20 protein-coding genes are annotated in these 18521 nt (G+C 73.7%); 16 read left to right on the top strand and 4 right to left on the bottom strand.

The window, feature by feature from the left end; translation table 11 throughout:
- Positions 1–56: 56 nt before the first annotated feature.
- Positions 57–1586, bottom strand: a complete 1530-nt coding sequence (locus ACME2J_RS05370; protein WP_495543851.1) for an AMP-binding protein — start codon at positions 1584–1586, stop codon at positions 57–59.
- 32 nt (positions 1587–1618) lie between these two features.
- Positions 1619–2080 carry a PaaI family thioesterase gene (locus ACME2J_RS05375; protein WP_495543852.1) on the bottom strand — a complete coding sequence of 154 codons (462 nt, stop codon included), beginning with the start codon at positions 2078–2080 and terminating at the stop codon, positions 1619–1621.
- A gap of 117 nt (positions 2081–2197) precedes the next feature.
- Between ACME2J_RS05375 and ACME2J_RS05380 the strand changes: the two genes are divergently transcribed.
- The 13 genes from ACME2J_RS05380 to ACME2J_RS05440 all read left to right on the top strand — a co-directional run bounded on the left by ACME2J_RS05380 (position 2198) and on the right by ACME2J_RS05440 (position 15074).
- Positions 2198–2971, top strand: coding sequence for an ABC transporter ATP-binding protein (locus ACME2J_RS05380; protein ID WP_495543853.1), 774 nt, complete (start codon positions 2198–2200; stop codon positions 2969–2971).
- The gene (locus ACME2J_RS05385) at positions 2971–3828 is read left to right on the top strand and encodes an MlaE family ABC transporter permease (protein WP_495543854.1); all 858 of its coding nucleotides are present in this window, start codon (positions 2971–2973) and stop codon (positions 3826–3828) included. The genes ACME2J_RS05380 and ACME2J_RS05385 overlap by 1 nt, the downstream gene beginning before the upstream one ends.
- A 1-nt stretch (position 3829) precedes the next feature.
- Positions 3830–4627 (top strand): MlaE family ABC transporter permease, encoded by a 798-nt coding sequence (locus tag ACME2J_RS05390; protein WP_495543855.1) that lies wholly within the window; start codon positions 3830–3832, stop codon positions 4625–4627.
- A gap of 3 nt (positions 4628–4630) precedes the next feature.
- Positions 4631–5920, top strand: coding sequence for an MlaD family protein (locus tag ACME2J_RS05395; RefSeq protein ID WP_495543856.1), 1290 nt, complete (start codon positions 4631–4633; stop codon positions 5918–5920).
- Positions 5917–7362 (top strand): MlaD family protein, encoded by a 1446-nt coding sequence (locus ACME2J_RS05400; protein ID WP_495543857.1) that lies wholly within the window; start codon positions 5917–5919, stop codon positions 7360–7362. Before ACME2J_RS05395 ends, ACME2J_RS05400 begins: the two co-directional genes overlap by 4 nt.
- Complete coding sequence (locus tag ACME2J_RS05405) at positions 7359–8696, top strand: MlaD family protein (RefSeq protein WP_495543858.1); 1338 nt, start codon at positions 7359–7361, stop codon at positions 8694–8696. Before ACME2J_RS05400 ends, ACME2J_RS05405 begins: the two co-directional genes overlap by 4 nt.
- Positions 8693–10000, top strand: coding sequence for an MlaD family protein (locus ACME2J_RS05410; protein WP_495543859.1), 1308 nt, complete (start codon positions 8693–8695; stop codon positions 9998–10000). Before ACME2J_RS05405 ends, ACME2J_RS05410 begins: the two co-directional genes overlap by 4 nt.
- Positions 9997–11298: an Mce/MlaD family protein gene (locus ACME2J_RS05415; RefSeq protein ID WP_495543860.1), complete on the top strand. Its 1302-nt coding sequence runs from the start codon at positions 9997–9999 to the stop codon at positions 11296–11298. The genes ACME2J_RS05410 and ACME2J_RS05415 overlap by 4 nt, the downstream gene beginning before the upstream one ends.
- 73 nt (positions 11299–11371) lie before the next feature.
- On the top strand, positions 11372–12631 hold the full coding sequence (locus ACME2J_RS05420) for an MlaD family protein (protein ID WP_495543861.1): 1260 nt from the start codon (positions 11372–11374) through the stop codon (positions 12629–12631).
- Positions 12606–13199, top strand: coding sequence for a TetR/AcrR family transcriptional regulator (locus tag ACME2J_RS05425; protein WP_495543862.1), 594 nt, complete (start codon positions 12606–12608; stop codon positions 13197–13199). The genes ACME2J_RS05420 and ACME2J_RS05425 overlap by 26 nt, the downstream gene beginning before the upstream one ends.
- Positions 13196–13765 carry a hypothetical protein gene (locus tag ACME2J_RS05430; protein WP_495543863.1) on the top strand — a complete coding sequence of 190 codons (570 nt, stop codon included), beginning with the start codon at positions 13196–13198 and terminating at the stop codon, positions 13763–13765. Before ACME2J_RS05425 ends, ACME2J_RS05430 begins: the two co-directional genes overlap by 4 nt.
- A gap of 134 nt (positions 13766–13899) precedes the next feature.
- On the top strand, positions 13900–14475 hold the full coding sequence (locus ACME2J_RS05435) for a TetR/AcrR family transcriptional regulator (RefSeq protein WP_495543864.1): 576 nt from the start codon (positions 13900–13902) through the stop codon (positions 14473–14475).
- Positions 14472–15074: a TetR/AcrR family transcriptional regulator gene (locus ACME2J_RS05440; RefSeq protein ID WP_495543865.1), complete on the top strand. Its 603-nt coding sequence runs from the start codon at positions 14472–14474 to the stop codon at positions 15072–15074. Before ACME2J_RS05435 ends, ACME2J_RS05440 begins: the two co-directional genes overlap by 4 nt.
- 3 nt (positions 15075–15077) lie before the next feature.
- Here ACME2J_RS05440 and ACME2J_RS05445 read toward each other — a convergent pair whose 3' ends face one another.
- Positions 15078–15692, bottom strand: coding sequence for a TetR/AcrR family transcriptional regulator (locus tag ACME2J_RS05445; protein WP_495543866.1), 615 nt, complete (start codon positions 15690–15692; stop codon positions 15078–15080).
- 110 nt (positions 15693–15802) lie between these two features.
- Here ACME2J_RS05445 and ACME2J_RS05450 point away from each other — a divergent pair, with 110 nt between their 5' ends.
- Positions 15803–16702 carry an SDR family NAD(P)-dependent oxidoreductase gene (locus ACME2J_RS05450; protein ID WP_495543867.1) on the top strand — a complete coding sequence of 300 codons (900 nt, stop codon included), beginning with the start codon at positions 15803–15805 and terminating at the stop codon, positions 16700–16702.
- 5 nt (positions 16703–16707) lie between these two features.
- Here the strand turns inward: ACME2J_RS05450 and ACME2J_RS05455 are convergent, their stop codons facing one another.
- Positions 16708–17508: an enoyl-CoA hydratase/isomerase family protein gene (locus ACME2J_RS05455; RefSeq protein ID WP_495543868.1), complete on the bottom strand. Its 801-nt coding sequence runs from the start codon at positions 17506–17508 to the stop codon at positions 16708–16710.
- A 116-nt stretch (positions 17509–17624) separates the two neighbouring features.
- Here ACME2J_RS05455 and ACME2J_RS05460 point away from each other — a divergent pair, with 116 nt between their 5' ends.
- Positions 17625–18224, top strand: a complete 600-nt coding sequence (locus ACME2J_RS05460; RefSeq protein ID WP_495543869.1) for a cytochrome c oxidase subunit 3 — start codon at positions 17625–17627, stop codon at positions 18222–18224.
- Positions 18224–18499 (top strand): cytochrome C oxidase subunit IV family protein, encoded by a 276-nt coding sequence (locus ACME2J_RS05465; RefSeq protein WP_495543870.1) that lies wholly within the window; start codon positions 18224–18226, stop codon positions 18497–18499. The genes ACME2J_RS05460 and ACME2J_RS05465 overlap by 1 nt, the downstream gene beginning before the upstream one ends.
- Positions 18500–18521 lie beyond the last annotated feature (22 nt).

An 18521-nucleotide genomic window follows, 5' to 3' on the forward strand; every position in this document is an offset into this window, starting at 1 on the left:
GCCATCGGCCGACAACCACCCGTCCAACGGCTGAACAACCTGCTCGGGACTTACATCTAGCGGATCCCGGCGCCGCGCTCGTCACGCAGCGTGCGCTTGAGGACCTTGCCCATCGCGTTGCGCGGGAGCGCCTCGATCGTCTCGTAGCTGCGCGGCCGCTTGTAGCCCGCGAGCCGCTCGCGACACCATCCGTCGAGCACGGACTCGTCGAGCGGCTCCTCGCCGGCCGGGACGACGACGGCGTGGACCCGCTGGCCCCACTGCTCGTCCGGCACGCCGATGACGGTGACGTCGGCGACGGACGGGTGGGCGGAGAGCGCCTCCTCGACCTCGCGCGCCGAGACGTTCTCGCCCCCGGTGATGACGATGTCCTTGATGCGGTCGGTGATGAACAGGTAGCCGTCGGCGTCGAGGTGCCCGGCGTCCCCGGTGTGCATCCATCCGTCCCGGACGGCCTCGGCCGTCGCCTCCTCGGCGCGCCAGTACCCGGTCATGAGCCCGGCGGAGCGCAGCACGACCTCTCCGGTCTCGCCCGGGTCCGCGGTCGACCCGTCGGCGCGCCGCACCTCGACGTCGTAGACCTCGCTCGTGCGCCCGGCCGACAGTCGCACCGGAGAGGACTCGTCGCGGTGCTCGGCCCTCCCGAGGAGGGTGGCGGCGCCCGTCTCGGTCATGCCGTACATCTGGACGAAGTCGCAGGCGAACGCCTCGCGGGCCCGGCGCAGCAGCGTCTCGGTCATCGGCGACGCCCCGTACATGACGAGCTCGAGCGACGTGTCGTGCGGGCCGGGGTCGGCGGCGACGACCGCCTGCATCATCGCGGGGGCGAGGAACGCCTTGGTCACGCCGTGCTCCCGCACGAGGTCGAACCAGCCGCCCGGGTCGAAGCCGCGCAGGGAGACGTGCGTCCCACCGGCGCCGAGTGTGGCGAGCGAGATCGTGCATGTGAGGTGGAAGAGCGGGCCGGACTGCAGGAGGACATCGTCGGGCCGCGCCTCGAGGCCGCGGGCGATCGCGTCGACCCGGCAGGCGAGGGCCGCGTTCGTCACCATCGCGCCCTTCGCGCGGCCGGTCGTGCCGCTCGTGTAGAGGAAGTGGGCGACGGCGTCGGGGTCGAGGCCGTCGGGGAGGCGACCGATCGGGTCGGCGGCGACGAGGGCGTCCTCGTGCGAGTCTCCGACCCCGCCGGCACCGAGGTGCCAGACCGGGTGGGCGAGCCCGCCGGGAACGAGCGCGTCGAGCCCAGGGCCGTGGACGAGGAGCGCGGGGTCTGCGTCGGAGAGGACGTCGGCGACCTCGCCGGCCGCGAGCCGGAAGTTGACCGGGACGAAGATCGCCTCGATCCGCTGGCAGGCGGCCTGCAGCTCGAAGGACTCCATCTCGTTGAACGCGAGGAGGACGACCCGGTCACCCCCATCGACTCCTGCGGCCCGCAGCGCGCCGGCGGTCTGCGCGATGCGCTGCTCGACCTGCGCGAACGTGCGGGTCGCCCCCTCGTGGACGAGGCACGGCTGGTCGGGTCGTGCGGCGGCGCCGACGGCGAAGAGCTCCGGCACGCGTGACTTGACGCTCGGTTCGGACGCCATGTTCACATCAGAGCAGGGACGGGGGCCGCCCGTCAACCCGGCGGGCCCGCGAGGGCGGGGGCGACGGCGACGAAGAGGCCGCGCGCCTGCGCGAGCACCGCGTCCCCGGGACCGAGCAGCTCACCCGTCATCCAGCTCTTGCGGCCGTCCGTCTCCACGACGCGGGTGCGCACGAGGTACTCGCCGAGGCCGACCGGCGCGCGGAAGTCGAGCTCGAGTCGCGCGGTCACGCAGTGCTCCACCCGCAGGACGCAGGCGGCGCGACCGAGGGCCCCGTCCATCGCCGTCGCGACGGCGCCGCCGTGCGCGACGCCGATGCCGCCCTCGTGCGCCTCGGTGAAGCGGACCGTCGCGACGAGCCCGTCAGGCTCATGGGGCGGAGCGAAGCGCAGCGACAGCGGGTTGTCGGCCCCGCAGGCGAGGCAGCGCGCGTTGTGGTCGTGGTAGGCGCGCTCGACGGCGTCGGCGGACGGGGGCGGTAAGGGAGAGTCCACGCGCCGGAACGTACATCCCGTCCTGACGACTCGTCGGCCGCTCGCGCCCTTCCTCCTAATCCCCTCATGGGCGGGGGGCGCGAAGGCGGAGGGGCGTGACTACGTTGGCGATCGATCGTGACCCTGGCGACGGAGACGCGACACGTCATCGAGACCCGAGGCCTCAAGAAGGTCCTCGCTGGCCGCGCCGTGCTCGACGGCGTCGACCTCGAGATCCCGACCGGGTGCATCTCGGCGGTGCTCGGCCCGTCCGGCACCGGCAAGAGCGTGCTCATCCGCCACCTCATCGGGCTGTGGAAGCCGGACGCCGGCCATGTCCTCGTGGAGGGCCGCGACCTCGGCGGGATGTCGCACGCGGAGATCCTCGCCCTCCGGCGCGACATCGGCCTCATGTTCCAGGACGGGGCGCTCTTCAGCTCGATGGACGTCCTCGACAACGTCGCGTTCCCGCTGCGCCAGCACACTTCGCTCCACGAGCCGGAGATCCTCGAGATCGCGCACGAGCAGCTCGACGCCGTGGGTCTCGCCGACGCTGCGCACCGCTCCCCGTCCGAGCTCTCCGGCGGCATGCGCAAGCGCGCGGGACTCGCCCGCGCGCTCGCCCTCGACCCGCCCATCGTCATCTGCGACGAGCCCGACTCCGGCCTCGACCCCGTCCGCACCGCGCTGCTCGGCGATCTGCTCGTCGACCGCCACGCCGCCCTCGGCGGCACGATGCTCGTCATCACCCACAACCTCAGTCTCGTACGGGCGATCTGCGACCACGTCTACGTGCTCTACGACGGGCGGGTCGTCGAATCCGGTCCCGCCGACGAGCTGTGGGAGTCCGAGGATCCCTTCGTCCAGCAGTTCCTCTCGGCGCTCTCCTCCGGCCCCCTCGGGATGGACTGATGGAGGCCGGGTCCCGCCCGCGGATCGCCGCTCCCGCCGTGCCGCGCACGACGGACGAGCGCCTGCGCGCCGCGCCCGGCTTCAAGAGCCTCGAGACCCTCCACGGGACGGCGTCGCTCGCAGTCGCGATCGGGCGCGCGGTGCTGCGGCCGCCGTTCAGCTGGCGGCGCGAGTGCCTCGCCGAGTGCGAGACGGGCATCCGGCGCTGCATCCCGCCGCTCGTCCTCTCGATGTCGTTCTTCGCCGTCGGGCTCATCATCGCGGTCATCGGCGGCATCATCGAGGTGCTCGGCACCTCGGACCGCATGGGTGCGGCGATGGCGGTCGGATGGACGCGCGAGACCGGCTACTGGGTCACGGGAATGGTGTTCGCCGGGGTCCTCGGCAGCGCGATGACCGCCGACCTCGGCGCGAGCAAGATCCGCGAGGAGCTCGACGCGGTGAAGGTCCTCGGCGTCGATCCCGTCCTGCGCCTCGTCGTCCCGCGCGTCATGGCGCTCGTGTTCCTCGCGCCGCTCCTCGGGCTCCTCGCGCTCTTCAACGCGATCGGCCTGCTCTACCTCGTCTCGCCGGTCCTCATGGAGAACCTCGAGCCGGCGGTCTACGTCGACGTCATGCGGGACTTCCTCACGATCCCCGACCTCCTCTCGTTCCTCCTGCGCCTCATGCTCACGGGCGCGATCGTCGGCGTCGTCTCCGCGTACAAGGGCCTCACGGCGAAGGGCGGGACCGAGGGCGTCGGCCGCGCGGTCAACGAGAGCGTCGTCATCACCTTCGTGAGCATCTGGCTGCTCAACAGCCTCTGGAACGCCGTGTTCCTCTCGACGTTCCCGACCGTGCTCGAGCTGAGGGGCTGACGTGGCGCTCGCCCGCAAGCCGTCGCCGCTGCGCAACCTCAGCCGGGAGGCCGGTGACCTCACCGCGTTCTCCGCCGACGCGGTCCGCCTCGCCCCGACCTCCGCGCGCTACTTCTCCGAGATCCTGCGGCAGGCGTCGATCCTCATCCGCGGCAGCACGCTCATGATCGCGGTCCTCGCCTTCGCGATCGGCTTCTCGGCGACGAACTTCGGCTACTACTTCCTGCGGGCCGCGGGCGCCGCGGACTTCACCGGCATCGTCCCCGGGATCGGCGGCATCCGCCTCGCCATCCCCGTCATCTTCGGCTACGCGTTCGCGGCGAAGGTCGGCTGCGGTCTCACGTCCGAGATCGGCGCGATGCGCATCAACGAGGAGATCGACGCGCTCGAGTCCGAGGGCGTCAACCCGATGCGCTACATCGTCGGGACCCGGCTCGTCGGCGCGCTCGTCTTCGTCCCGATCGCGTGTGCGGTCGCGATCGTCACGTTCCTCGCGGGCGCGTGGTTCAACGCCATCCCGGTCCTCAACGCGCTCCCGGAGGAGGCGTTCTTCCGGTCGAACTGGACGATGCAGTCGATCCCGACGCTCCTCTTCGGCTTCGGGCTCATGGTCCTCGTCGCGGTCGTCATCGTCCTCGTCTCGACGTACTACGGGTACCGCGCGAGCGGCGGCCCCGCCGGCGTCGGACGCGCCGTCGCCCGATCGCTCCTCGTCAACCTCGTCCTCATCCACATCGTGACCGGCGTCGCGGTCCTCGGCGTGTACGGGACCGACCTCAAGCTCCCGATCGGCGGCTGAGTCGTGGGGCGCTGGCTCGTCGCCGCCGTCGCGGCCCTGGTGGTCGCCGTCCTCGCCCTCTCCGGCGGGGACGACGGCCACGAGGTCCGCGCCGACTTCGCATCCGCCGGCGACGTCATCGCCGGGATCGAGGTGCGCAGCGCCGGCCAGGTCGTCGGCGAGGTCGCCGACGTCGAGGCGACTCCGGACGGCCGCGCCGAGGTCGTCCTGCGGATCGACGACCGGATCTGGCCGCTGCCCGAGGGGGCGCAGGCCCGGCCGCGGTTCGGGAGCACGATCGCCTACAGCGGGCGCTGGATCGAGCTCGATCTCCCGCGCGCCTCCGGTGGGTCGATCCCCGAGGGCGGCGAGGTCGAGACGGTGAGCCCCGTCGAGGTCGACCAGCTCCTGCGGGCGTTCGACGGACCCACCCGCCGGGACCTCCGCGACACGGTGGCGAGCACCTCACGCACCCTCGACCGCGCGCGGGACGGCCTCGCCGCGACGATCGACCGCACGCCCGACACGCTCGCGCAGGTCAACGCGCTCTTCCGCGACCTCAGCGCGAACGAGGCGGATCTCCACGGGCTGCTCGTGTCGACCGACCGCGTCGTCGACACCCTCGTCACGTCGGACGGCGGCATCGGCGAGATCCTCGACGGCGCGGCGGCGACGTTCGCCGCGACGAACGACCGCGCCGAGCGGCTGCAGGAGCTGCTCGAGCGCACCCCCGCCCTCCTCACCCAGGGCCGCGCGACGCTCGCCCGCGCGGACGGCACGCTGCGTGCGGCGCGCGACGTCACCCGCGACCTGCGACCGGGGGTCGCGTCCGTGCGGCGGGCGGCCGCCCCGCTCAACGGGACGCTCATGACGCTCACCGACGTCGCGCCGACCGCCCGCGCGACGCTGCGCACGGCGCGCGAGGCCTCCCCCGACATCGGCGGGCTCCTCGACCGCCTGCGCGGGCTGTCGCCCGGCATCGCGTCCGTCCTCACCGAGGCCGGACGCCAGCTCGAGTGCATCCGGCCCTACGCGCCGGAGATCGCCGGGATGGCCTCGACGTGGACGAGCTTCCTCTCCCAGGGGGATCCGCAGGACAAGTACGCCCGCATCGTCGCGACGGCGCTCCCGTTTCCCAACGCACTCCCGGTCGTCCCGCCGGCGCTCGACTCGCTCGTCAACATCGCGTTCCCGCGGCCGCCCGGTCAGCTCCTCGGTCAGCCGTGGTACCTCGAGGAGTGCGGGGTCGGTGAGGGCGTGCTCGAGGTCGCCAACGATCCGGAGCTGAAGATCGCGCCCGGAGGCGGGCGATGACCGCGTCGCGCCTCGCGCTCGCCGCTCTCGTCGCCGTCCTCATCGGCGTCGTCGCGTCCATGTCGGACGTCGGTGGGTCCGACACGACGTCCGTCCTCCTCGAGCTCGACAACGCCGCCGGTATCCGAGAGGGGTCGCCGGTGAAGGTCGGCGGGGCGGAGGTCGGCGAGGTCGGCGAGCTCCGGCTCGACGCGGCGGATCGCGTCGTCGCCGAGCTCGAGCTGCAGGACGACGTCGTCACGGCCGGGAAGGGGGCGCGTGCGTCGATCAGCTCGGTCAACCTCGTCGGCGCGAAGTTCGTCGACCTCGACCCGGGGGAGGCGGCGCAGCCGCTCGCCGACGGCGCGCGGATCCCGCGGCAGCGCATCGGGGTGTCCACGGAGCTGGACGAGGTGCTCGACGTCCTCGACGCCGATACCCGCACGCGCCTCGAGATCCTCCTCAACGAGGCGGGCGGCGCCTTCCGCGGCCGCCGCGCGGACCTGCGCGCGTCGATCCGGAACCTCCCCCCGTTCATCGCTGACATCAACGCCCTCTTCGGCGATCTCGTCTCCGACAACCGGACCCTCGAGCGGCTCCTCACCTCCTCGGACGCGGCGATCTCGCGCCTCACCGCCGAGCGCGAGGCGCTCACACAGCTCGTCGACGACGCCGGCGAGGCGATGGAGACCGTCTCGGGTCGGCGCGCGGAGCTGCGGGCGACCCTCGCCCGCGCCCCCGGCGCCCTCGGCGAGCTGCGGGCGCTCCTCACCGACCTCGATGCGACCGCCGCCCCGCTCGGTCCGGCGGCGCGCACCCTCACCCGGACGGCGCCGCAGCTCGAGCGCACGCTCGCCGAGCTCCCGGGCTTCCGAACCGCCGCCGGCCCGGCGCTCTCCCAGGCACGGAAGGCGGCGCCCCTCCTCACCGACCTCGGAAGGAACGCGACGCCCGTGCTCGCCGAGGCGCGCCCCGTCGCCGCCGAGGCGGCCGAGGTCATCGGCGACAGCGCCGCGGTGACGAAGGCCGCCGACGACGGCATCGAGGACCTCCTCGGGCTCCTTCAGGGCTGGGCCCGCACGATCCAGGCCCGTGACGCCGTCGGCCACGCCTTCCGCGGACACGTGACGATCACGCGCGACCTCATCGACAGCCTCACGAAGCGCCTCACCGCCGACGATCCGGCGACCCCGCGGCGCACGCGGCCGAAGAAGGCGGCGCCGTCGACGCCCACGACCCCGGCGCCGGAGTCCGGTGCGCCCGCGACGCCGGAGAAGCGTCCGGTCCCCGAGCTGCTGCGTCCGGTCGAGGACGCGCTCGAGAAGCCCCTCGAGGCCGTCGGCGGGGTGCTCGACGGCGTCCTCGGCGGACTCGGCGCCAAGCGTCCGCCGGAGGCGTCGACCGCCGCTCCGTCGGGCGGCTCCGGATCCGACGATCTCCTCGACTTCCTCCTCGCCCCATGAGCGGTCGCACGACACGCCGGCCGCGCCGCGACCATCCCCCCGCGACGACCGTCGCCCTCGTGGGGCTCGTCGTCGCCGTCGTCCTCGCGGTCCTCGTCGGGATCGCGCTGCGGTCGCCCGACGGCCTCCCCGGCCGCGCCTACACCGAGCTCACCGCCGTCGTCCCCGACGCGGGCAACCTCCAGCCCCACAACGAGGTCCGGGTGCGCGGCATCCGCATCGGCCAGGTCATCGAGGTCCGGCCTCGTGGGCGCCGCGCCGAGGTCGAGCTGAAGCTCGATCCCGGCACCGGGTCTCTCCCGGCGGACTCGACCGTCGCGGTCCGGGCCCGCGGTCTCCTCGGCCAGCGCTACCTCGAGATCGTCGCCGGCGAGAGCCCCGACGCCCTCGCCGACGGCGCGACCCTCGAGGGGGGCGAGGACTCGCTCACCTCCGGCGTCCCCGACGTCCTCGACACGTTCGACGCCGAGACGCGCGGGGGGCTGCGGGCGACGCTCGGCGGGCTCGGGCAGGGCCTCGCGACGCGGGGCGACGGTCTCAACGACGGGCTCCGCGTGCTCCCCGAGGGGCAGCGCGACGCACGCCGCGTCATCGACGCGGTCCTCGACCGCGCGGACGCCGCGCGGACGCTCGTCCCGTCGCTCGCGGGTGCCGCCGAGGCGACCGAGGCGTCGTCCGACGACCTCGCGCGGATGCTCCCTCCCGCCTCCGCGACCGCGCGCGTCTTCGCGCAGGAGCGCGACGGGGTCCGGGAGACGCTCGACGAGCTGCCCCCGACGCTCGCGGCGGCGACCCCCGCGCTCCGTGACGGCCGTCGCGTCCTCGCGTCGGCCCGCGCCCTCGCGCGATCGGTGAACCGCACGCTCCCCGTGGCTCCCCAGGCGCTGCGCGAGACGAGCGTCCTCCTCGACACCGCGGACGTCCCGCTGCGTCGCGCCGCCGCGCTCGTCGGGGCGGCCCGTGAGGCGATCCCGCCGACCCTCGGGCTCACCTCCGCGCTGCGTCCTCAGCTCGCGCCGACCGGCGAGGCGCTCGACCCGATCGGAGAGATCGTCCGCACGGTCGGTCCGTACGGCTGCGACCTCGTCAACCTCGGCGACAACTGGCACAGCGCTCTCGGCTGGGGTCAGGACGCCGGCTTCGACTTCGGCCCGCTCCACAACTTCCGCGTCACCGCGATCGCCGGGCCGGACTTCATCTCCGGCCTCGGGCAGACCCTCACCCCGGAACCGCTCGTCGAGCAGGACGTCTACCCCGGCGCCTGCAAGTACTCGCCGGGCCGCGAGTACACGGGCGACCTCCTTCCTGTCGTCGCCGGGAACGGGCAGCCATGACCGAGCGCCTCGGAACCGCCGCGAAGGAGCGGCTCGGACTGCTCGTCCTCCTCGTGATCGCCGCGATCTCCCTGCTCGTCTTCGGCGGCGTCCTCCCGGGGGCCTTCCAGGGCGGTGGCGAGAAGGTCCGGGTCCAGTTCGAGAACCCCGGTCGCCTCAACGTGGGAGACCCGGTCCGCGTCGCCGGCGTCCAGGTCGGGCGCGTCACCGACATGAACCTCGACGAGGACGGCCGCACGGCCACCGTCGAGCTCGAGGTGGGCGACGAGGCGATGCCCGTCCACGAGGACGCGCGCGCCGTCGTCCGCGCCCGCACCGTCCTCGGCGGCTCGCTCGCGGTCGACCTCGACCGCGGGTCGCCCGGGGCGCCCGTCCTCGGCGATCGCGTCCTGCCCGCCTCGCGAACCGACGGTCAGGTCGATGTCGACGACGTGCTGCAGGTGTTCCGCGAGCGCGAGATCGCCGGCCTGCGGTCGACGCTCGCCGAGGTGCCCGAGGCCTTCGACGATCCCGACGCGCCCGCCCGCGTGCTCGACGCTCTCGGCGAGACATCGCCGCGGGCGAGCGCCGCGGTGCGCGCCCTGCGCGGCGAGCGAGCCGGCGATCTCCCCGCCCTCGTCTCGAGCACGCGCCGCGCGGTCGACGCCCTCGACGGTCGCGACGAGCCGCTGCGCGACGTCGTCGAGGGGGCCGCGGCGACCCTGCGCACGACCGCTCGTCGGGAGGCCGACATCCGCGCGGTGCTCACGCGCGGCGCGCGCGTCATGCCGCAGGCGAGGGAGACGCTCGCGCGCCTCGACTCGACCCTCGCCCTCGCCGACCCGCTCCTCGCCGACCTGCGCGAGCCCGCCGGTGAGATCGCTCCCGCTGTCGACGCGCTGCGTCCCGTGCTCGTCGATGCAGACCGCCTGCTCGACCGCGCGAAGCCGCTTCTCGTCTCGCTGCGGCCGGCCGTGACGTCGCTCGCCCGCGCGGCGACGAACGGCTCCCCGATGCTCGAGGCGATCGCGCCGAGCATCGCCCGCCTCGACGAGAAGATCCTCCCGCGGCTCGCCGAGATCGACCCGATCTCCGAGCGGCCCGCCTACCAGATGATCGGCCCGACCTTCGCCGGGCTCACGAGCGTCGCGTCCCGCTTCGACAAGGGCGGTCACCTCGTGAAGCTCTCCGCGCAGTTCGGGGAGCGTCCCATCCAGGCGCTCCCGTGCAAGACGTTCCTCACGGACCCGACCCGGGCGGACGACCTCGTGAGCTGCGAGCTCCTCACTCAGGGCTTCGGCGACCTGCTCGGAGGTGCGCCGTGAGCCGCGTGCGCGAGAACCTCAGCGACCGCATCACCGCTGACCGCCTCCGGCTCGAGGCGAAGCGCTCGCGTGGTCCGGTCGTCGTCATCGTCGTCGCGACGGCGCTCGCGCTCGGCCTCTGGGGGTACGTCCTCTCGGAGGTGGGCGTCGATCCCCTCGCCGAGCGCCAGACCGTGGCCTTCCAGGTCGACACGGCGCGCGCGGTCGTCCCGAGCGCCAACGAGGTGACCGTGAAGGGCCTGCCGGCCGGGCGCATCGGCGACGTCGAGCTGCGCGACGGAGTGGCGGTCATCACCGCGGACTTCGACGGCGACCTCGGCCCGATCTACAAGGACGCGCAGGCACGGCTGCGGCCGAACACCGCCCTCCAGGACATGATCATCGACGTCGTCGACCGCGGGACGCCGGAGGCCGGGCTCGCCGACGAGGACGAGCCGCTCGCGCCGGCCCAGACCGACACCTCCGAGGACGTCGCCGACGTGCTCGGGGTCTTCGAGCCGCGGGTGCGCGCGAACCTCTCGACGATGCTCGACGAGCTCGGCGGCGGCCTCGAGGACGGGGGTGCACGGCTGCGGGCGGCGTTCGCCGAGCTCGCCCCGACGGTCGCGATCGTCGATCGGATCGCCCGCCAGGTGGAGCGCCGCCAGCGCGCGACGCGGCGGCTCATCACCAACACGGGGGTCCTCACCGACGAGCTCGCCCGCCGCGAGGAGGCGATCCGCGAGCTCGTCCGGGAGGGCGGCGCGACGCTCCGGACCCTCGAGTCCGCCGACGGCGACCTCGACCGCACGCTCGCCGCGCTGCCCGGCACCCTCGGGGCGCTCGAGTCGAGCTTCGCGACCGTACGCGAGGTCCTTCCCGACGTCGACGCGGCGCTCACCGGCCTGGGGCCGACCGCTCGGCAGCTCCCGGACGGACTCTCCGCCGTCCGTGGGCTCGCGGGTGACGCGGCCCCGGCCGTCGACGCGCTCCAGGAGCCCGTCGAGCGGCTGCGACCGCTCACCGTCGAGCTGCGCCCCGTCGCCGCTCGTCTCGACGAGGCGATCGGCGCCCTGCGACCGCAGATCGGCGCGATCGACCACGTCACGGAGGCCCTCGACCGCTGCACCGTGACGAAGGCGGTCCAGAACTTCTTCCAGTGGACGCCCTCGGTGACGAAGTTCGAGGACGACCATGGCGCGACCGTGCGTGGTGACCTCGTCGCGAGCCTCGGCTCCGCGACGCTCGCGCGTGACCCGAGCCTCGTCCCCGGCAAGGACACCTGCACGACGACGAAGCCGAAGGCGGGAACGCCATGAGTCGCGTCTCCCGCGCCCCCACGCTCCTCGTGAGCCTGCCCATCGCGGCCCTCGTCGTGGCCCTCTGGGTCGTGTGGTCGGCGGGCAGGGTGTCGTTCGGCGAGGACACGTACGAGCTGTCGGCGACTGTCCCGTCCGCCGTGACGCTCGCGCCCGGTGCGAACGTGCGCATATCGCCGGTCTCACCGTCGGCCGGGTCACCGAGGTGGAGCGGGCCGGCAGCGCGGTCCGCGTGGATCTCGAGGTCGACGCCGATCACGGGCCCCTCCCGGTCGACAGCCGGGTCGGCGTTCGGCTGCGTTCGCTCGTCGGCGAGAACCACCTCGAGGTCGTCCCCGGACGCTCGGCCGAGATGCTCCCCGAGGGCGCGACGATGCGGATCGCGCAGGCGAACGAGTACGTCGAGATCGACGAGATCCTCTCGGTCCTCAAGGGGGAGACCCGGGAGAGGGCGCGCACGCTCCTCCAGGACCTCGGCGGCGCGGTCGGCTCGCGCGGTGAGAAGCTCAACGCGCTCGTCGAGGGCGGCAGCGACTTCCTCGACGAGGGGTCGAACCTCGCGGCCCTCCTCGACGACGACCGCCGCGAGGTCGCACGACTCGTCGACAACCTCGGCGTTCTCGGTCGCTCGGTCGCCACTCGCGGGACCGAGCTGCGCACGTTCGCGCGCGACGCGCGTGGCACGTTCACCGCGATCGCGGAGCGCGACGCGGCGCTGCGCACGGTGATCGACGAGCTCCCCGCGACGCTCCGCCAGGCGCGGTCGACATCGGGCGTCCTGCGCGAGACGACGGGCGATGTCGCGCCGGTCCTCGTGAACCTCTCGCGGGCGATCGACGACCTCGACCCCGCCGTCCGACGGCTGCGGCCGACCGCGCTCGAGGGTCGGCGCCTCACGGCAGAGATCTCTCGCGCGGCCCCGCCGCTGCAGGGCGTCCTCGACCGCCTCGAGCGGACGGCGGGCCCGCTGCGGACGACCCTCCCCGGTCTCGAGCGGACCCTCTGCGAGGCGCGGCCCGCGCTTGACTACCTCGCGCCGTACGCGAAGGACGTCACGTCGCTCGTCGCGGGTATGGCCTCGGCGACGAACTACTACGACGCGAGCGGCCACGCCGCCCGGCTGTACGTCGGGATCGGCGCGGACTCCCCGACCGTGAAGGCGAGCGACTCGATCAGCCAGCTCCTCAACGCCGGGATCTTCCAGGGCGTCCACCTCACCGGGTGGAACCCGTACCCGAAGCCGGGCGAGGCGAACGACATCACCACCGGCGCGAAGCAGTCCGGGCCGAACGATGCCCAGGGCACATATGAGCGGGTCACGGCGGCCTGTTGAGCGCCCGGGCGGCGTCGACGGCGCCTGCACCCGCGCGCTCGCCGGCCTGCTCGCGGAGCGGGGCATCCGGGACATCGCGGTCGCCGAGGTGATCGAGCGCGCGGAGGTCTCGCGTGCGGGCTTCTACTTCCACTTCGCGTCGAAGTACGACGTCCTCGCGCGCCTCGCCCGGGACGTGTTCGCGACGCCGCGGACGGACGGTGCCGGCGATGAGACCGTGCTCGATGCCCTCGACACGCTCCTGGGCAAGTGGGATGAGCACACCGATCTCATCGTCGCGATCATCGAGTGCGCGGCGTCCGAGCCGGCCGTGCGCGACGTCCACCGTGAGCTCGTCGGCCGCTTCGCGCTGTCCCTGGAACCGCTCGTCGCGCGGGAGCGTCGCGCCGGGACGCTCCCTCCGGGGCCTCCTGCAGCGACCGTCGCGGCGACGCTTGCCTTGGGGACCGAACGTGTCCTCTACGTCTTCCACCGCGCCCCGGCGCCGGCGTCGCCCGACGTCACCGACACCCTCCGTGCTCTGTGGACGGCGGTCCTCCGCGGCGCCGACGTCGGGGCCGTCGCGTGAGGACGGCGACGCGACCGGCGTCCGAGGCGGCGATCCGCTCGGCGGTCCTCGCGCTGCTCGCCGACGGCCACGGCCGGGACGACCTGTCGGTGCGCGCGATCATCGGCCGCGCCGCCGTATCGCGCGGGACGTTCTACGCCCAGTTCGACGACGTCGACGCGGCGCTCGCGGCCGCGATGACCCCGTTCCTCGCGCGCGGAACGGAGATCATCGTCGACGGGCTGCGGGCCTGCGGGCCCAACGGAGGAGGGAGCGCCGAGCGGGTCATCGAGGAGGCCGTCGTCGCGGCGGCCCGACATCGCGGGCTCCTTCTCGTCGCGATGGAGGAATGGCCGCGCCTCGCGCAGCTGCGCGGCCCGTATCTCGCGGCGATCGGGAACGTCGCGGACACCGTCGGCGAACTGCTCCTCCCCGAGGGCGCGGCGGCGTCCGACGCCGCGGCGATCGCATGGATGGCCGAGCGTGCGGTCTACGGTCACCTCACCGGCGCCCGTGGCCTCGACGAGCCGGCGCTCGTCGCGCGCACGATCGCGGGCGCGCTCCGCGGTCACGCGCTCGCGCACTGACGCGCGAGTCCAGACCGAACATCCGGTCTGGACTCCGCGCGGTCCTGCGCTAGGCTCGCGCGGTGGCCGGCCTCCACCCTCCGCGCCAGCGCCCGCGGCGGCATCGTGGTGACAGCTCCGTCGAACGTGCTGCCATGAGCGCCCTCGAGCGGCTGCTGCGGACGCGCTCTCTCCACGACATCCAGATCGCCGAGCTCATCCGCGAGGCTGAGGTCTCGAAGGGCAGCTTCTACTTCTACTTCGCGTCGAAGTACGACGTCGTCGGCGCGCTCGCCGGCGACATCTTCGGCGAGATCTACACGCGCGCGGGCGAATGGGACGGTGATGACGCGGCGCCGCCGCCGGAGCCGATGCTCGCTGCCCTGCGCGTGTCGGTCGATCTGTGGCTCGAGCACGGGGCGGTGATGGCCGCTCTCGTCGAGTCGATGGACGTGCACCCCGCGCTGCGCGAGGTGTGGGACGAGATCGCGCGGGCGTTCACCGAGGCGATCGCCCGGCAGATCCGTCGCGAGCGGCGACGCGGCGCGGCCCCCTCGGGCGCGCCGGCCGAGACGATCGCGGCGATGCTCGTCTGGGGGACGGAGCGGGCGCTCTACATCGGGCATCGCGGCGTCGACGCCGGGCTCCCGGACGGCGACGCGACGGTCCGGGCCATCCGCGAGAGCTGGATCGCGGCGGTCTACGGCAGCACGCACGCGGTAGTCGCGTGAGCACGGCCGGTGGCGCAGAGGCGGCGATCCTCGCCGCGGTCGCGGGTCTCCTGGAGGACGGCGCGCGACGCGAGGATCTCACGGTCGCGCGCGTCATCGCGGCGGCTGGTGTCTCCCGCACGACGTTCTACACGCACTTCTCGGACTGCGACGACGCGTTCGTCGCGGCGATCGCGGGGTCGTTGGACGCGGCGGGCGACCGCCTGACCGCGATCTTCGGCGACGCGGACATGCGTCACGGGGAGGCCTTGCGACGCGGAGTGCGGCGCGCCGTGCGGCAGGCGGGCGCCCACCGCGAGCTCGTCCTCACGGCGATGCAGGCCTGGCCGCGCGTCGAGCCGCTGCGTATCCGCTACCTCGCCGCCGTGGACCGTCTCGCCTCCGCGGTCGCCGCCGCGATCATGGCGGATTCCGCCCCCGAGACGCGGGCCTGGACGGCCGAGGAGGCTCGCGCGTACGCGTCCGTCGCCGTATGGGGCGCCGAGCGCACGGTCCACGGGCACCTCACCGGCGCCCCCGGGCTGTCGGCCCCGGCGAAGGTCGCTGACGCGATCGTCGGCGCGCTCGAGGCGGCGCAGGCACGGCCGCCGGCCGGCTGACGCTCAGCGCAGGAGCGTCCCGTGGAGGAGGCGGCGCGCCGTCTGCGCGGCCGCGGCGTATTCGTCGGCGGGCGTCGTCACCGCAAGCCGGCTGAGCCCGAAGATGAGGAGCAGGGCCGCCTGCGCCGCCTCGGCGCGGGAGGTGCCGCGCGGCAGCTCGCCCCCGTCGACGATCGAATCGACGAAGGTGCCGAGCCGGTGCATCTCGTCGGCGGCGACCTCGAGCTCGGGATGGCGCGCGAAGTCGACCGGCGCCGCGGCGACGAAGTCCGCGATCGTCGGTTCGGTCGCCTGAAGGGCGACGGTCGCCTCGATGACCGCGTCGACCCGCTCGACGACCTCTCGGTGTGGGGCGATGGCGTCCTCGAACGCTCCGAGGACGACGTCGTTGACCTCGCGCGCGACCGCGGCGTACAGCCCGGCCTTGCTGCCGAAGTGGTGGTAGAGCGTCGGGAACGACGCGCCGGCCGCGTCGACGATGTCGCGCATCCGCGCCGCCGCGTAGCCGTTGCGGGCGAACTCGTCCCGGGCCGCCGCGAGGAGGTCGCCTCGGGCCGCGCCGGACCGGCCGGGGGGCCGGCCCGCGGCGCGTGCGGGCGGACGTGGTGGCGGCGTCATCCGACCGCCGGACGTCCGGGAGCGGTCGCGCGGGCGGTGACGACGAACACGTGGCCACGGTACTCCTGCCGCTGGCGGGAGCACGGCGATGCTCGATAGCCTGCCGCCCCGTGTCGTCCACCAGCTCGTCCGACCGCAAGGTCGCGGTCGTGTCCGGCTCGACGCGGGGTCTCGGCCGCGCGTTCGCCGAGGGGCTCGCCGCGCGCGGCGCGGCGGTCGTCGTCAACGGCCGCGACCCGGAGCGCTGCGCCGAGGTCGTCGCGGCGATCGAGGCGGCTGGCGGCGCGGCGACCGCGGTCCCCGGTGCAGTCCAGGACGAGGTCGTCGCCGACGGGATGGTCGCGGCGGCCATCGAGCGCTTCGGCCATGTCGACCTCGTCGTCAACAACGCGGGACTCACGCGCGACCGCACGCTGCGCAAGATGAGCGGCGAGGACTTCGACGAGGTCGTCGCGGTCCACCTCCGCGGGGCGTGGGCGCTGAGCCGGGCCGGCGTCCGCGCGATGCGCGAGACCGGCGGCGGCGGGATCGTCAACGTCGTGTCCGGCAGCGCCCTCTTCGGGCTCGTCGGGCAGAGCAACTACGCCGCCGCGAAGGGCGGGCTCATCGCGATGACCCGCGCCCTCAGCCTCGAGCTCGCTCGGGACGGAATTCGCGTCAACGCGCTCTACCCGGTCGCGCTCACCGACATGACGCAGCCCGTCGTCGACCTCATGCGCGAGCGCGGCGGCGACGATGCGCAGGTGCCGTTCGGCCCGGCGCAGGACGTCGTCCCGCTCGTCGCCTTCCTCCTCTCCGACGTCGCGCGCGCGGTGACGGGCCAGGTCCTGCACTTCGACGGGCGCGAGCTCACCGTGTGGACGCACCCCCGGCCAGCGGCGTCCGCGCGGCGCGAGGGCGCGTGGTCCGACGAGGACGTCGCCGCCTTCCTCGGCGCGGACCCGTCGGTCCTCGAGCCGCTGCACCCCGACCGCTGGGGCGCGGGGACCCGCAGCGGCCTGGGCGGCTGACCGGCTCAGGACCGACCGCTCCCGAGCCGCTCCGTCGCGGCGCTGTCGCCCGCGCGGATGCGGGCGAGGCCGCGGTGCGTGCGGTCGCGGAACGTCTCGCGCTGCGTGAGATCGTGAGTGACGCGCAGCTCGTAGTGCAGCGCGCCGAGGTGGTCCATGTTCTGGGCGCGGAGCGCGACCTCCTTGAGGACGACGGCCATCTCGGGGCCCATCTCGGCGATCTGGCGCGCGAGCTCGAGGGCGCGCTGACGGAGCGTCCCGGTCGGGACGAGGACGTCGACGAGGCCGAGCCGGTAGGCCTCGTGGGCGTCGACCGGGTCGCCGGTGAAGAAGAGGCGTCGCGCGGCCCCCGCGCCGATCTTCTTCTGGAGGCCGAAGTAGTAGCCGTTCATCCCGTACTTCACCTGGGTGGAGCCGAACGCCGCGTTCTCGGCGGCGACGGTGACGTCGCACATGTTCGCGATGTCCATGCCGTAGCCCGGGGCCATCCCGGCAACCGCGGCGACGGTGGGCTTCCCGAAGTCCTCGATCGCGACCATGAGCTCGAGCGCGAGGTCGGTGAACCGCCGCCGGTCCTCGGCGGTGATGCCGTCGAGGACGTCGAGGGCCCAGCCGGCGCAGAAGATCTCCTCGGTCCCGATGAAGAGGACGCACGAGACCTCGTCGTCGTGCCGCCACGCGTCGAGCGCGGCGATGATCTCGTGGTGGAGCTCCCAGCCGAGCGCGTTGCGCTTCTCGGGGTGATCGAGCTGCGCGATCGCGACAGCGTCGGCGACGCTGGTGCGGAGGTATCGGGGGTCGGACACGGGCTCTCCTCTCACCGGGACTGGTGGCATGAATGTAGCGTCTGATCTATTTACGACGCAAAGACCCTCATGGGATGAGGGCGCGCGCGTACCGTCCTTCGCCGTAGAACGACGACGTGGAACCGACGCGGGAGACGGTGAGAGCGGGTGAGCCGGCTCGTGCTCGCCGCCCCGCCACCGAGACGGGCCTCTGGATCGTCGTTCTCGGCGAGCTCGCGGTGTTCGCGCTCCTCTTCGCAGCGCATCTCGACGGTCTCGCGCAGGAGCCCGAGGTCTTCCGCCGCTCACAGGAGACGCTCAGCGTCGCGGCGGGCGCCGCCAACACGCTCCTGCTCCTCACGAGCTCGCTCGTCGTCGTCCTCGCCGTCGCGGCCTTCCGCGCCCGGGAGCTCGCACGGGCGCGGCGGCTCGTCCTCGCCGCTGCCGGGCTCGGCGTGGCCTTCGTCGTCGTGAAGGTCGCCGAGTACGTCGACAAGGGGCGCGCGGGGGTGGTGGTCGAGCAGGACGCCTTCTTCACCTCGTACTTCACCCTCACCGGCTTGCACCTCATGCACGTGCTCATCGGCCTCGCGGTCCTCGCCTTCCTCGCCCACCGGCTCCGACGCGGCGCGACCGCGTCGATCGACGCGGCGTACGTGGATGGGGGCGCGTGCTTCTGGCACATGGTCGACCTCCTCTGGCTGGTGCTCTTCCCGCTCCTCTACCTCGTGCGCTGATGTCCCTGCGCGCGCCCACCAGCCGTGCCGTCGTCGCCTGGGGCCTCCTCGTGGTCGCGACGATCGCCTCCGCGGTCCTCGGCGCCGACGACGGGGACGCCGCGACGGGTGCGTCGGCCGCCGTCCTCGTCATCGCGTTTGTGAAGGTGCGGATCGTCATGAGCGAGTTCATGGAGGTGCGTCACCTCCGCGGGCCGCTCCGCCTCCTCTACGAAGCGTGGACGGTTGGAGTCTGCGCGCTCCTCGTCGTCTGGCTCGTCGTCGGGGTCGGCTGATGGGCGGACCGGGACAGGGACT

The organism is Paraconexibacter sp., assembly GCF_059438195.1.